We start from the raw sequence: 12,557 nt of genomic DNA, 5'->3' as shown, positions 1-12,557 counted from the left end.
AATTGGAACGGAACTCAGATTGTTCGGTTTCGTAACCATGCAGCCTCGCAACATGGATACAATCTTCATTGCAACGGCTTTTCCACTGGCGCTTATTCTCCTCGCGATCGCGTACGCCCCGTTCTTATTTGGTTGGTTATGATGTGCGGGATCCCCCTGACCTTTGACTTTGCGCTGCGGCTCCATAAGTGGGTCGTAGATCCACAGCCTTGGTAGAATCCACTGTCCGACCAATTCAGTTTGTTTGCGGAAAACACGCCAGGTCCCGATGGACTCCGGTATGCCGAAGACTTCGTTTCGGCAGCGGAAGCGCTCGACCTTATAGCCCAAGTGGCCGACTTGCCCCTCCAGCCGTTTCAGTTCGGCCAGTATGAGGGCAAGCGTCGCGTAGCCTCCTTCGGGTTCAGCTACGACTATACGGCACGCCACCTCGTTGAAGCCGAGCCAATTCCTCAATGGCTCTCCGATGTCTCACATCGCGTCGAGACTTTCGGTGGACCCAGTACGCGAATACAGCAAGTCCTCTTCACCGAATACGACGTCGGCGTCGGGATCGGTTGGCACAGGGACAAGCCGCACTTCGACCGGATCTTCGGCCTGTCGCTGGGCGCGATATGCAAGTTCGGATTTCGCAGGCCCGCTTCGACCAAGTTCGAGCGTTTCACCCTCGAAGCGAAGTCTCGTTCGATCTACATGATGTCCGGCGAGGCGCGGTCGGTATGGGAACACAGCATTCCGGCCGTCGAAGCCAAACGCTACTCCATCACCTTCCGGACGATGGTCGAGCGTAGCCCCTAAATGGCAAAGAATCGGATATCGAGGACGAATGGCGAAACGGACCGGCAGCGCCGATCTTCCTTTGCATGGTGGACGGGTTCCGCCATGGCTGGCCTCGCGCATGTCAGCGCTCGGTGCCATCGTCACCCAGGCGATCGTCCACCATTACGGTCGCGACGAATTTTTGCGGCGGCTGTCCCATCCGTTCTGGTTTCAATCCTTCGGTGCCGTGATGGGAATGGACTGGCATTCGTCCGGGATCACGACCAGCGTCATCGGTGCTCTCAAGCGCGGCCTAGGTCCGCTGCAGGACGAACTCGGCATCCACGTCTGCGGAGGTCGGGGCCAGCATTCGCGGAAAACTCCTGACGAACTTCACGCGCTCGGCGACCGCATCGGATTCGACGGGGCCGCCCTGACGCGCGCGAGCCGTCTCGTCGCCAAGGTCGATAGCGCAGCGGTCCAGGATGGCTTCGATCTCTACCTGCACGGCTTCTTCGTCACCGACGAGGGCAAATGGACGGTGGTCCAGCAGGGCATGAACGGCGACAAGAAACAGGCCCGTCGCTATCATTGGCATTCCGAGAACCTGACGAGTTTCGTCGATGAACCGCACAGCGCCATCGATGGTCCGTTTCAAGGAAACGTCGTCAATCTGACGGATGGGCGCGCCGCGCCTTCCCGAACAGCGCAACTGGACCTGCTGATGGCTTTGGGGCCCGACGGCATCGTCGACGAGTTCGCGGCGCTGACTGGCAGCGCGCCTGCCCAGCCCCTCCTGCCGCATCTCGTCATGCCGGCGCATCACGATGTCCGCTCGAGCGATGTGTTCACCCGGCGCCTTCATGGCACGCTCGCCGCGGCTTCCGAGCGCGGGCCGCTCGACTTTCCCGAGCTACTGCTCACGCCGGGCGTCGGCGCACGGACGGTCCGCTCGCTTGCGATGGTGGCCGAGGTCGTCCATGGCGCGCCGTACCGCTTCCGCGACCCGGCGCGGTTTTCACTCGCCCATGGAGGCAAGGATCGTCACCCGTACCCGGTGCCGATCAAGGTCTACGACGAGACCATCCGCGTGCTGAAGACAGCCGTCCAGAACGCCAAGCTCGGCCGAGACGAGGAGATGCAGACTCTGAAACGGCTCGACGACCAGGCTCGCCGCCTCGAACAAACGGCAAGCGGTCCGTCCTTCGAGGATTTCGTGGATGGCGAATTACAGGCATCCTCCGCGCTCGGCGGTCGCTCGGTCTTCGGCTTGGAGGAGGAGCGATTCGGCGAGCGCTCGACAGCGAAATGAACACCCGGCTGCCGCGCGTAACGCCCCTGACGCTGAAGAGCAAGGACGCGCTCGCGCTTTCAGCCCTCCTGATGAAGCCGCGGAACGCGCAAGCCTGTTTCGTCTTCGCCCACGGTGCAGGCGCAGGCATGACGCACCCGTTCATGGAAGATGTCGCTGCAAAGCTTTATGGCCATGGCATCGCGACCTTGCGCTTCCAGTTCCCGTTCATGGAGAAGGGCAGCAAACGCCCCGACACTCCGGCTGTTGCGCATGCGGCCATACGATTGGCCGTGGCGGACGCCCGCCGTCGATGCCGCGGCATGCCTATTATCGCGGGTGGCAAGTCATTCGGCGGGCGCATGACCTCGCAGGCGCAAGCAGAAGATCCGATCGAAGATGTGCGCGGGCTGGCCTTTGTCGGTTTCCCCCTACATCCGACCGGTAAACCTTCGATCACAAGGGCCGAACACCTTGCAGGCATTCGGATCCCCATGCTCTTCATCCAGGGAACGCGTGATAAGTTGGCGGAGCCCGTGCTCCTTCGCCAAGTTTGCAAGGGACTGAGATCGAGGGCAACCTCTCACCTAATCGATGGCGCCGATCACGGCTTTCATATCCCGGCCCGCAGCGGACGGACCGACCAGGACGTAGTGGCGGAAATTGCGCTCACCATCTCCCAATGGGTGGAGCGCTTGGAAAGCTAATGTCGCCCCCGTCGAGCCCGCTCGGATCGAATTACTTCGCGCCCATGTCTCCGGCCAGCAAAGCTGCATACGCGCGGGCCTTTTCGAGTGCCCTGACTTCCACCTGCCGCACACGTTCGCGTGACACGCCCAGTTCTGCGGCCAGGTCGTCAAGTGTAAGAGGGGTATCCGACAGCCATCGTGCTTCGATGATACGCTGCTCTCTCGGTTTCAGATGGGCGAGCGCTTGCCCGAGGATCTGCCGCCTCCAGTTAAGTTCGCTGCGTTCCGCGACGTCGTCTTCAAAATTCGACGTTGGGTCGGCCAAGCGCTCCTGCCACTCAGCGCCTTCTTCTTCGTCCACTCGTGAAGCCGCATTGAGCGACATGTCTCCGAGGAACCGCCGGTTCATCTCAATGACCTCGCGTTCAGGCACATTCAAGCGGCGCGCTATCGTTGCTACGTGGTCGGGCTGCATATCGCCTTCTTCGAGCGCTGCGATCTTGCTCTTCAAGCGACGCAGGTTAAAGAACAGCCGCTTTTGGGTGGACTTGGCGCTAATCTGGACGATCGACCACGACCGCAGGATGTAATCTTGGATCGTTGCCTTGATCCACCAGGTGGCGTAGGTCGCAAGCTTGAAACCTTTAGACGGATCAAATCGCTTCACGGCTTGCATCAGGCCGATGTTGCCTTCCGAAATGACATCAGCGATGGGCAGCCCATAGCCGCGATAGCGCATCGCCAATTTGGCGACCAGACGGAGATGACTTGTCACAAGATGATAGGCAGCGTCCCTGTCGCCGTCTTCGCGTAAGCGCCTGGCGTAGGCGAGCTCCTCTTCAGGTTTGAGGAGAGGAAACTGCTTGATCGCGGTAAGATAATTTGTGAGGCCCTCTCCAGCGGCCAAGGCTGGAAATGCGAACTGCGTCATGCCTGTCTCCTGGCGATTTCACGAACGATCAGCGCACCATTCGAATATCGCGCGTATCCGCGACGGCCGAAGCCGTCGCGGAACGATTGCACAAAGTGATCGAATAGGCGTCAGGCCGCCTTGGCTTCAAGTTGCTCGACGTTTGAGCGCGGGCCAGCGTTGATGGCGATCTTTCGCGGCTTCATGGCCTCGGGAATCTCGCGGATCAGGTTGATCTGCAGAAGGCCGTTCTCGAAAGTCGCGCTGGTTACCTGGACGTGGTCGGCGAGGTTGAACTGCCGCTTGAACGCGCGACCGGAGATGCCCTGGAAAAGGAAGTCACGCTTCTGTTCACCTTTGCGGCCCTCGACAGTCAGAACGTTCTGCTCTGCCGTCAAGCTGATCTCGTCCGGCGAGAAACCCGCCAGAGCCAGGGAGATGAGGTATCGGTCGTCACCGACACGCTCGATATTGTATGGGGGAAAACTGTCCTCGTTGGCGCGTTGTGCGGCATCCACAAGATCAAACAGGCGGTCGAAGCCAATGCTTGAGCGCCAAAGCGGAGCAAAGTCGTAAGTCTTCATAGCCAAATCCTCCAATGAGCAAGATGGGTATGAGCGGGCGCCGGACACCCCCGGCGTCCGCCTCACGCTGGACCCAACCTCTGGCGTCCAGCGCACCTAAAATAAAAAAAATTGGCGGAAAGTTTCAAGGGGGGTGGGGCAAATTTTTTTGGCTTCCGCGCGGGCGAATTCTTGACCGCCCAGTCGACCGCTCTACATCGCTGATCGCCGTCTCAAACAGAAAGGAGTGAAGGAGGCGACCACTAAGCTTACGTCGATCCATGACGCCTAGTAAGGGGCGATTAGCCGATCGCGGTCGAGACGACTGATCCCGCCAGATGCGGCGGGCTCCTAGCGCCGACGGGGGCGTTTCACCACTGGCTTTCCTTCTTCGACGGCAATGCCATCCGATGCCCAAGCGGTATGAACGCATTCCTTGTCTGGGATGAACGGACTCCTCAACTCTCTGACAGCCGCAAACCCTATCAGCTGAATATTTGGCAATCGCGGCGGTCAGCTAACCTGGCCAAACGGATAATTGGAACCTGACGGCCGGCAACGAATTGACCAAATTCCGAATTTTATTGAATTTATGGGGTCACGTGAGCCTTTTTCTCAGTCCCGTTCGAAACGCTTCGAGTCGTCGCGACCTTGTACAGCTGCCGCCAGCTGAGGCCTTCGCATGACGGCAATGATGGCTTCGGGGCTGCGCAGTGATGTGCTATCCGCATTGGGCGATCATATCCGCCAGATATCAGACCCTGACGATCTTGCGTACTCCGCCGCGGAGACCTTGGGGCGGGCTCTCGGTGTCAGCCGCGCGGGTTACGGCACGATCGACCTTTCCGCTGAAACCATTACGATAAGCCGGGACTGGAATGCGCCGGGCATAAAAAGCCTGGCTGGGGTTCTGCAATTCCGGGATTACGGCAGCTACATTGAGGACTTGAAGCGCGGCGTAACCGTGGTGTTCGCCGACGCCGAAAAAGATGGTCGGGTAGGACATCAGGCGAAGGCCCTTGAGCTTATTTCGGCACGCGCCTTGGTGAACATGCCCATCCTTGAGCCAAACGGCGTGGTGGCATTGCTCTATCTCAACAATGCCGAAGCACGAGAATGGTCAGACGCCGAACTTGACCTCATGCGGGAGGTCGCTGACCGGACCCGGACTGCGGTAGAACGGCGTAGGGCAGAGGCAACTATTCGGGCGAATGAAGCCCGTCTTGTCTTTCTGGATGACCTCGGCAAAGAAACTGCGAAGTGCCGGAGGGCCGACGAGATTCTATCAGTCACGACCCGGATGCTAGGCCAGCACCTCAACGTGTCTAACTGCGCCTATGCCGACATGGATGAAGATCAGGATGGCTTTACTATTCGCGGCGACTGGGCAGCACCTGGCGCGAAACACATCTTAGGTCACTACAGCCTTGCTGACTTCGGCAGAAAAGCTGTTCAGGAGCTGGGTAACGGCCGACCGCTGATCATCAATGACAATCTTGAAGAATTGGAGCCGGAAGAAGCCCGAACCTTCCAAGATATTGGGATCGGATCCACTATTTGCATGCCCTTCGTGAAAGAGGACCGCTTAACGGCATTGATGGCAATACATCATCAGGCCGCCCATCGCTGGGCGGCTGGCGAGCTGGCCCTGCTTGCGGAGGTTACCGAAAGGTCGTGGGCTCATATCGAGCGAGTCCGTTCAGAAGAAGCCGCGCGAGAAGCCGCAGAGCGCCTCAGCCTAGCTAACAACGCAGCCGGTATCGGAACGTGGGACTTTGACCCGGTAAATAACGTCCTTCGCTGGGACGCGAGATGCAAAGCTCTGTTTGGCCTTTCATCCGAAGCCGAGATTTCATATGAAAAATCGTTTCTTGCGGGGCTGCATCCTGACGATCGCGAACGCGTTCATCGCGCGGTGACCAACGCCTTGGACCCCTCCTCCTCGGCTGCATATCGCATCGAGTATCGGACGATTGGAATCGAGGACCGGATCGAACGATGGCTCGCCGCAACGGGTGACGCAATATTCGTCAATCACAACGCAGTGCGCTTTGTTGGCACTGTCATCGATATCACGGCGCGCAAGAAATCCGAACGACATCTCAGGATCTTGAATGACACGGGGGCAACCGTCGCCAGGGAACGCAATCTCGAGACCATCGTCCAGACCGTTACGGATGCCGGCCTGGAGCTCTGCGGTGCGGAATTTGGCGCGTTCTTCTACAATGTTCTCTCGCCCGAGGGCGAGAGCTACATGCTCTACGCGCTCTCCGGCGCGCCCCGGTCTGCATTCGCGAATTTTCCGATGCCGCGGAATACAGCAGTGTTTGAGCCGACGTTTCTTGGCACGGCGGTTGTACGATCAGAAAACATCCTCGCCGACCCGCGATACGGCAAGAACGCTCCCCGCAAAGGAATGCCCGAAGGCCACCTTCCGGTGCGCTCGTACCTTGCGGTACCGGTCATCTCACGCACCGGTGACGTTTTGGGAGGGCTGTTCTTCGGCCATCAGGAAACCGGCAAGTTCCAAGAAGAGCATGAGGCTGCTCTCTTGGGAATTGCGGGACACGCGGCGACGGCCATCGACAATGCGAGGCTGTTTGCGGCTGTCGAAAGGGAGCTCGCCGAGCGGAAACGGGCCGAGGCGGAGCTGCAGGCGCTCAATATCGATCTCGAGCAACGTGTGGCCACGGAGATTGCCGAACGTTCGAAGGCGGAGGAGCAGCTGCGACAGGCCCAAAAGATGGAGGCGGTTGGCCAATTGACTGGCGGGATAGCTCACGACTTTAACAACATGCTCGCCGTGATCATCGGAGGCTTGAATCTAGCCCGCCGGAAGCTGGCAAAGGGTGACATTGACATCACCCGCTTCATTGACGGAGCCTTGGACGGCGCTAACCGGGCCGCTACCTTAACCCAGCGCTTGCTGGCTTTCTCCCGCCTGCAGCCCTTAGCTCCAGAAGTCATCGTAGTGAATCGTATGATCGCGGGTATGAGCGAGCTTCTCGATCGGTCGCTGGGCGAGACCATTGCAATCGAGACAGTGCTCGCAGCGGGGGTGTGGAACGTCCAAGCCGATCCGGCTCAACTTGAGAGCGCTTTACTCAACCTCGCGGTCAATGCGCGGGACGCGATGCCTCAAGGAGGAAAACTCACGATCGAAACGATGAACGCGTCCGTGGATGCGGCGTATGCCCGACAATACTCAATTGAACCGGGACAGTTCGTTCTCATCGCAGTGACCGACAGCGGTACCGGTATCAACAGCGATGTGCTGAGCAAAGTTTTTGATCCGTTCTACACGACCAAAGAAGTCGGAAAAGGCACGGGCCTTGGCCTTAGTCAAGTATACGGCTTCGTGCGTCAGTCGGGCGGTCATGTGAAGATTTATTCGGAACCTGATGTTGGCACCACCGTAAAAATCTACCTGCCGCGTTTCTACGGCGAGGTTACGACCGATGCTTCGACTGGCGCGGTGCGCGCAGACGTGGGGCAGCATCAAGAGCTGGTCCTGGTGGTTGAGGACGAAGAACGCGTGCGAGCGATCTCTGTCGAGACGCTTCGAGAACTTGGCTATTCGGTCATAGAAGCTGCAAGCGCGCGAGAAGCCATTCACCTCATTGAGAACGGCTCACGGCCCGATTTGGTTTTCACGGACGTTGTGATGCCCGAAATGACAGGCAGTGAGCTCGCAAAAGTCCTCCAACCGCTGTTGCCCGACGCCAAGATTTTGTTCACCACGGGCTATACGCGAAACGCCATAGTCCATAATGGCGTTCTGGATGCGGGTACGCATCTCATCTCAAAGCCTTATACAATCAACGATCTTGCAGAAAAGGTCAGGGCGTTGCTTGACGGCCTCTAAAACCAAAGCTGCGGCGCCTTAAGCTGAACGAAAACAACAGATACAGGAGCTCTGGCAGCCGACGTATTCCCCTCGATCGACGCGATCAATTGACGCTCCTCGGCTAATGCCCATCGGCCAGATCGAAGGTGCACGGAAGCCTCAATATCGGGAACAGACAGGAAATCGATTGGGATATCGCACTTGGATTATGAAAACAGAAGTGGTTGATTTGGTTCCGCTCCAAGATTGATGAGTGCAGATCAACAGGTCTCGCCGCGTCAGGTTTTTCGACGATTCCCCAATTTATTGCATCTTGACAGTGCAAGTCAGATCGAGGAAATGCGGCCTCCCGCCAAATTTCCGACGTCACGATGGTCAAATCCGAACTTGTTCAACGCATCGCTAAACATAACCCGCGCCTCTACCAGCGGGACCTTGAGAACATCGTGAACGCGATTCTCGATGAGATCGTCGCTGCGCTGGCACGCGGTGATCGGGCTGAGCTTCGCGGTTTCGGCGCATTCTCGGTAAGGCATCGCCCCGCTCGTGCAGGCCGCAACCCACGTACTGGAAAACATGTTACCGTGCACCAAAAGAGCCTTCCGTTCTTCAAGGCCGGAAAGGAAATGCGCGAGCGCCTGAATCGCGAAAATGCTGCGCCGGAAATGAGCGCTGCCTCAAGACCGGCCGCCGGTTTTTCGGGGAGCTAAACCAGCTTTGTCTAATCGTAGGGGAAAGTCTGAAAGCATTTTAGGCGCAATCGCCAAGGACCGGCGCTCTCCTCACGCGCAGATTTTTTCCTGTCTGGGGAAAATGCATACTGCGTATCACAAAACGAGTAGGCGGAAACCTCAACGACATCCGCCACTTGAGCTATTTTTCGGACGGCGAGGTACGCATCACAGATACGCATCTGCGTACTGCGTACCGTAGGGTAAAGGTCTGGCGCCGGATGCCTTAGCGGCGCGTGCCTTTAATGAAGTTTTTAAGACGAGCTTCGAAAAAGGCCGTTCCGATACAGAAGCTACAGCTCACGAGATGTCTTTTGCTGTTTTCTATCGGACGCGTCCGTTTCTCCGCATTCCGCGCGCACGATGCCTATTGATCGTGAACGTTTAGCCACAACTGGATTGCTCGCGCGGCACGCATCCACTCGCTGGAGCTTTGGGGGACGCTTCGGCTGTGCTGATATCCAGCCAGATCGCGGATCGCAGTCAAAGCTACTCGTTCAGCCTCGGCCATCGCGGGAGAGGTGTTCGTGGTAACCTGCTCGGTGGCCAGGCCGTTCAGCAAAATGCGGGCTTCCTGCTCGGTGCTGATCGCGGCGACCTTCAGGATCGATCTGCAGTAACGGGCCTTGATCAGGCTTTGGTCGTCGCTCATTCGAGAGCGCTCGGCGGCTTGGGCATGTGGCAGCGTAGGAAGGTCAAACTGGTTGGTCTTGTTCAAGATGCAGCCTTGGTCGATGGGACCGTAGAACAGGCAATCGCCGGCTTAGTTCCCGCCCGTGAAGGGAGATCAAACTTCTTTCAGGAGGTAGCGAGCGCGGAGTTGTTTCTCTATTCGCACCACAGTCTTTGCCAGATCGGGATAGTGCCGGCGTTCGGTGGCATTCGTCAGCGCGGACCAATTGCCGTTACCGATTGGAATAATCGCAATCCCGGCATTGGGAAAGTTGGAGCCTGCAAGCTTCTCGTGAAAGAGCCAGATCAGCTCGTTGGCGGTCGCTTTCTTTTTAAGCATGGAGGTCAGACTTCAGGACAAGGTGGGAGTCTGACTTCCTGTAAGGGATCACTCCGGGGCGTGCAATTCATATTGATGGCGCAGTTTGTTTACTGTCATTTCCAGCGCGCTATGCAAAGCACCTGGATCAATTCGGCCTTCTGTGAAGGCATACAGAGTCCAATTCGTATCGGCTCGAAGGTCACTGTATTGGACGTCGACTGCCTTCAGCGTCTCGCAACCTGGGCGTTTTCTCATCTCCGCGAGGGCTTCGCGCTCCAGCTCCTTTTTAGAAAGTATCACTTTCATCGATTGGCTCCGGCGAGTTTTCCAGAAAACAGCCGCTGTGGCGGATCGTTCCCGGTCGCGAAGGTTCAGCAATGAATGATCACTCTGTCGCCATGTTTCACGCCGCCCTTAAGGTGGTCATCAAACGTGCAATCATCGTGCTCGATGCGCTCGGCGACTCCGAGATGAGGTGTCAGAACCAGGGGCAGGTCTGGATAGGGCGATCAACGATGTGCGCTGGCTGAGGGTATATTGACTGACAACTCTCACCTTGATTGAAGAAATGCGCCCGCCACGGAGATGTCCGCGGCGGCCGTAATTGTTCTGATTGTCTCGCCAATCGTCTGGCAAATAGAAAAGGCCGGCATTCATTTGCCGGCCTCTCACTGACGTCAGTGTTTAGAAGGTGCCGGTGCCGAAGTTGCCCAGATTGAAGCGGTAGTTCAGGCCCGCTTTGATCGTGTGCTCGTCGTTTCGGAAGCCGCCGATAGCAAACGTCGGAGTGACGAAACTGGTCGTCCCGAAATCGTAGTACTGATATTCCACCTTGCCCGACCAATTCTGGCTGAACAGATATTCGAGACCGCCGCCAACTGTGTAGCCATCCCGGCCACCATCGCCGGTGAAGCCGTTGGTGAAGCGCGAGTCGGCCCAGGCGTAACCGCCCTTTACGTAAAGAAGGGACGGGCCCCATGTGTAACCGAGACGGCCGGTAACCGAACCGAGACCGCGGTTTGCAAAGCTGCTGCTGGTGTCGATGAAGCTGTAGTTCGCTTCCAGACCAAACACCCAGTTAGGCGCGAACTGCGTGTCCCAACCGATCTGACCGCCGCCCATGAAGCGACCGTCGTCACCGCCGCCGAGAACGTTGTTCGAATTGCCGCGGAAGGCGCCGCCGACGTGACCGCCGATATAGAAGCCGGTCCAATTGTAGATTATCGCGGGCGCCATTGCGGGCGCCTTGGTATAGGGACGTGCAGCCATGTCGGCAGCCGAGGCCGACGTTGCAGCGAAAAGTAGCGCGGCCGTTGCGAGTAAATACTTTTTCATGTGTCGCTCCATTTTGAATCTGTAGCGAGATCGTATGAACTAATACGCCCCACTACCGTCTCTCAAAAGGCACACACGGGGACGATCGCGCCGAAGTTGTGAGCGGCAGGCGGGAACAAATTAAAGCGTGCGGCACCCGCTACCGTCTGGTTCCATACGCAGGAAGAGCGACGTTGAGCATCCAGCTGATCAAGCAAGCCTTGATGGAACATGCCGGCGTGACAGGCCTGATCATGGGCACGGATCGAGGCGGGACACCGCCGGTATCCAGACTTCGGTATTGAAGCTGTCCGCCCGCTGCACCCGGAGCGAGGCGGGTTTCGCATTCAATGGGCGAGTGATGTCGCTGCGGAGCATTTTTCTAACCCGTACTCTCGTTCTTCTGTCTATCGTCCTCGATTTTCGCGCTGCAGCGATCATGTCCTGTTGTTGCGAGTGTCGGCGATCCGCACCTGGATGCACTCGAAGTCCGTTTCTTCGGAATGTGGGCAACAAGCTCTACTGACCAATGGCAATCTGACTATTCGTTACGTTCGACCAGAGACGGGCTATCGCCTCGGAGAAGAGCTCGTGCTTCTTGGACCAGTTCGTTGGCGATCTGTTCGTTGATCAGAAAATCGTAGTGCCCATCTCGGGTGACTAACGTCAGAGTACCAAGGAGCGGGGAATCGTGTATCGACATCACGCCCACATCGAGGGCCAGCAGCGCTTCGAGGTCATCCTCGGCGGGCATGTTGAGTGGTTTGTCATGCAGGGAAGCCGCGGGTTTCTTTGTCATGCTTTGAGCTTACCCGAGCGCAGTACGACATTTGGAAAGTCGATGAGATCTGGCAAGCTGGGTGTCAGCATGCGGGACACTCATCACTCAGCCCATCGAGCACGCTCTCGACCGCCGCGATCCGCTCCTTTTTGCCCGAGAATGTTCGGTGTTCTGCCAGCGACAGAGCGTAGTCCACAGCGTGATGGCTGTGTCGCAAGCGCATATAGCCGTGGTGGGGCATGGAGCGATCGCGTGCGCTTCCATCAGTAGATCTGCGGCCCACATCTCGAGTTCATGCTCAGTCTTTCTCTTGGGCATGGTTAGGCCTTCTTGGTTCGTTTCGGCTTTGGAGGAGGCTGCTGCGGGATAGATCGAAATATTACGTCGCCGATGACGTGCCGCTCGGTCGTCTCGATGCTATCCGCTGCGAACGAGACGCGATCACGCCAATCCCGTCCCATGGGATCTGCTCTCGTCGCAATGGCGCGAGCCACCCCCTCGGTCTCGGCGGGGACGATGGCAATCTGTCTGCTCTTCTCAAGCAGATTCAATGCAGGCGTTAACCGCCACAATCGATTGGTTTCGGGGACCAAAACGGGCGGAGCGGCGATCTCGGTGACGGGCTCGTCTTCGTCGGACATAAGGGGAAAACGACAACCAGCGCGCCATGTTCCTTGG

Annotated in this window: 13 protein-coding genes; 5 read left to right on the top strand and 8 right to left on the bottom strand. The window is 57.9% G+C overall.

Features of this window, described 5'->3' with window-relative positions; all coding sequences use genetic code 11:
- Positions 1–240: 240 nt before the first annotated feature.
- Genes AB8B02_RS18315 through AB8B02_RS18305 form a run of 3 tightly spaced genes read left to right on the top strand, consistent with a single transcriptional unit; the run spans position 241 to position 2,757 of the window.
- Positions 241–798: an alpha-ketoglutarate-dependent dioxygenase AlkB gene (locus AB8B02_RS18315; RefSeq protein WP_439064765.1), complete on the top strand. Its 558-nt coding sequence runs from the start codon at positions 241–243 to the stop codon at positions 796–798.
- Positions 799–826: 28 nt separating this feature from the next.
- Complete coding sequence (locus AB8B02_RS18310; protein ID WP_120286824.1) at positions 827–2,071, top strand: DUF763 domain-containing protein; 1,245 nt, start codon at positions 827–829, stop codon at positions 2,069–2,071.
- The gene (locus tag AB8B02_RS18305; protein WP_439059642.1) at positions 2,068–2,757 is read left to right on the top strand and encodes an alpha/beta hydrolase family protein; all 690 of its coding nucleotides are present in this window, start codon (positions 2,068–2,070) and stop codon (positions 2,755–2,757) included. Before AB8B02_RS18310 ends, AB8B02_RS18305 begins: the two co-directional genes overlap by 4 nt.
- A 31-nt stretch (positions 2,758–2,788) precedes the next feature.
- Here the strand turns inward: AB8B02_RS18305 and rpoH are convergent, their stop codons facing one another.
- Both rpoH and AB8B02_RS18295 read right to left on the bottom strand, forming a co-directional pair.
- Positions 2,789–3,670 (bottom strand): RNA polymerase sigma factor RpoH, encoded by an 882-nt coding sequence (rpoH, locus tag AB8B02_RS18300; RefSeq protein ID WP_439064764.1) that lies wholly within the window; start codon positions 3,668–3,670, stop codon positions 2,789–2,791.
- A gap of 110 nt (positions 3,671–3,780) precedes the next feature.
- Positions 3,781–4,233 carry an Hsp20 family protein gene (locus AB8B02_RS18295; protein ID WP_231081045.1) on the bottom strand — a complete coding sequence of 151 codons (453 nt, stop codon included), beginning with the start codon at positions 4,231–4,233 and terminating at the stop codon, positions 3,781–3,783.
- A gap of 661 nt (positions 4,234–4,894) precedes the next feature.
- Between AB8B02_RS18295 and AB8B02_RS18290 the strand changes: the two genes are divergently transcribed.
- A complete protein-coding gene (locus AB8B02_RS18290) occupies positions 4,895–8,077 on the top strand; it encodes a GAF domain-containing protein (protein WP_439064763.1) in 3,183 nt (1,060 codons plus the stop codon).
- 353 nt (positions 8,078–8,430) lie between these two features.
- The gene (locus tag AB8B02_RS18285; RefSeq protein WP_439064762.1) at positions 8,431–8,769 is read left to right on the top strand and encodes an integration host factor subunit beta; all 339 of its coding nucleotides are present in this window, start codon (positions 8,431–8,433) and stop codon (positions 8,767–8,769) included.
- 388 nt (positions 8,770–9,157) lie between these two features.
- Here the strand turns inward: AB8B02_RS18285 and AB8B02_RS18280 are convergent, their stop codons facing one another.
- From AB8B02_RS18280 to AB8B02_RS18255, 6 genes are all read right to left on the bottom strand, one after another.
- On the bottom strand, positions 9,158–9,508 hold the full coding sequence (locus tag AB8B02_RS18280) for a hypothetical protein (RefSeq protein ID WP_068738777.1): 351 nt from the start codon (positions 9,506–9,508) through the stop codon (positions 9,158–9,160).
- A gap of 69 nt (positions 9,509–9,577) precedes the next feature.
- Entirely contained in the window at positions 9,578–9,802 is a 225-nt protein-coding gene (locus AB8B02_RS18275) for a hypothetical protein (protein WP_068738776.1), read from the bottom strand.
- 48 nt (positions 9,803–9,850) lie between these two features.
- On the bottom strand, positions 9,851–10,090 hold the full coding sequence (locus AB8B02_RS18270; RefSeq protein ID WP_439064761.1) for a hypothetical protein: 240 nt from the start codon (positions 10,088–10,090) through the stop codon (positions 9,851–9,853).
- Between the two features lie 378 nt (positions 10,091–10,468).
- The gene (locus AB8B02_RS18265) at positions 10,469–11,119 is read right to left on the bottom strand and encodes an outer membrane protein (protein WP_068738774.1); all 651 of its coding nucleotides are present in this window, start codon (positions 11,117–11,119) and stop codon (positions 10,469–10,471) included.
- Between the two features lie 520 nt (positions 11,120–11,639).
- A complete protein-coding gene (locus tag AB8B02_RS18260) occupies positions 11,640–11,897 on the bottom strand; it encodes a hypothetical protein (RefSeq protein WP_120286816.1) in 258 nt (85 codons plus the stop codon).
- Between the two features lie 302 nt (positions 11,898–12,199).
- On the bottom strand, positions 12,200–12,520 hold the full coding sequence (locus tag AB8B02_RS18255) for a hypothetical protein (protein WP_120286815.1): 321 nt from the start codon (positions 12,518–12,520) through the stop codon (positions 12,200–12,202).
- Between the last annotated feature and the right edge of the window lie 37 nt (positions 12,521–12,557).

This window comes from Tardiphaga sp. 862_B3_N4_1, assembly GCF_051811085.1.
Classification (GTDB): Bacteria; Pseudomonadota; Alphaproteobacteria; order Rhizobiales; family Xanthobacteraceae; genus Tardiphaga; species Tardiphaga robiniae.
The sequence above is the reverse complement of the archived record's forward strand: the minus strand, read 5'-3'. Positions and strand labels throughout refer to the sequence as shown.

Bases quoted from the DNA above. Each gene is read 5' to 3' on its own strand.
- AB8B02_RS18310 (WP_120286824.1), top strand. From the start codon at position 827: ATGGCGAAACGGACCGGCAGCGCCGATCTTCCTTTGCATGGTGGACGG.
- AB8B02_RS18305 (WP_439059642.1), top strand. From the start codon at position 2,068: ATGAACACCCGGCTGCCGCGCGTAACGCCCCTGACGCTGAAGAGCAAG.
- rpoH (WP_439064764.1), bottom strand. From the start codon at position 3,670: ATGACGCAGTTCGCATTTCCAGCCTTGGCCGCTGGAGAGGGCCTCACA.
- AB8B02_RS18295 (WP_231081045.1), bottom strand. From the start codon at position 4,233: ATGAAGACTTACGACTTTGCTCCGCTTTGGCGCTCAAGCATTGGCTTC.
- AB8B02_RS18290 (WP_439064763.1), top strand. From the start codon at position 4,895: ATGACGGCAATGATGGCTTCGGGGCTGCGCAGTGATGTGCTATCCGCA.
- AB8B02_RS18285 (WP_439064762.1), top strand. From the start codon at position 8,431: ATGGTCAAATCCGAACTTGTTCAACGCATCGCTAAACATAACCCGCGC.
- AB8B02_RS18275 (WP_068738776.1), bottom strand. From the start codon at position 9,802: ATGCTTAAAAAGAAAGCGACCGCCAACGAGCTGATCTGGCTCTTTCAC.
- AB8B02_RS18270 (WP_439064761.1), bottom strand. From the start codon at position 10,090: ATGAAAGTGATACTTTCTAAAAAGGAGCTGGAGCGCGAAGCCCTCGCG.
- AB8B02_RS18265 (WP_068738774.1), bottom strand. From the start codon at position 11,119: ATGAAAAAGTATTTACTCGCAACGGCCGCGCTACTTTTCGCTGCAACG.
- AB8B02_RS18260 (WP_120286816.1), bottom strand. From the start codon at position 11,897: ATGACAAAGAAACCCGCGGCTTCCCTGCATGACAAACCACTCAACATG.
- AB8B02_RS18255 (WP_120286815.1), bottom strand. From the start codon at position 12,520: ATGTCCGACGAAGACGAGCCCGTCACCGAGATCGCCGCTCCGCCCGTT.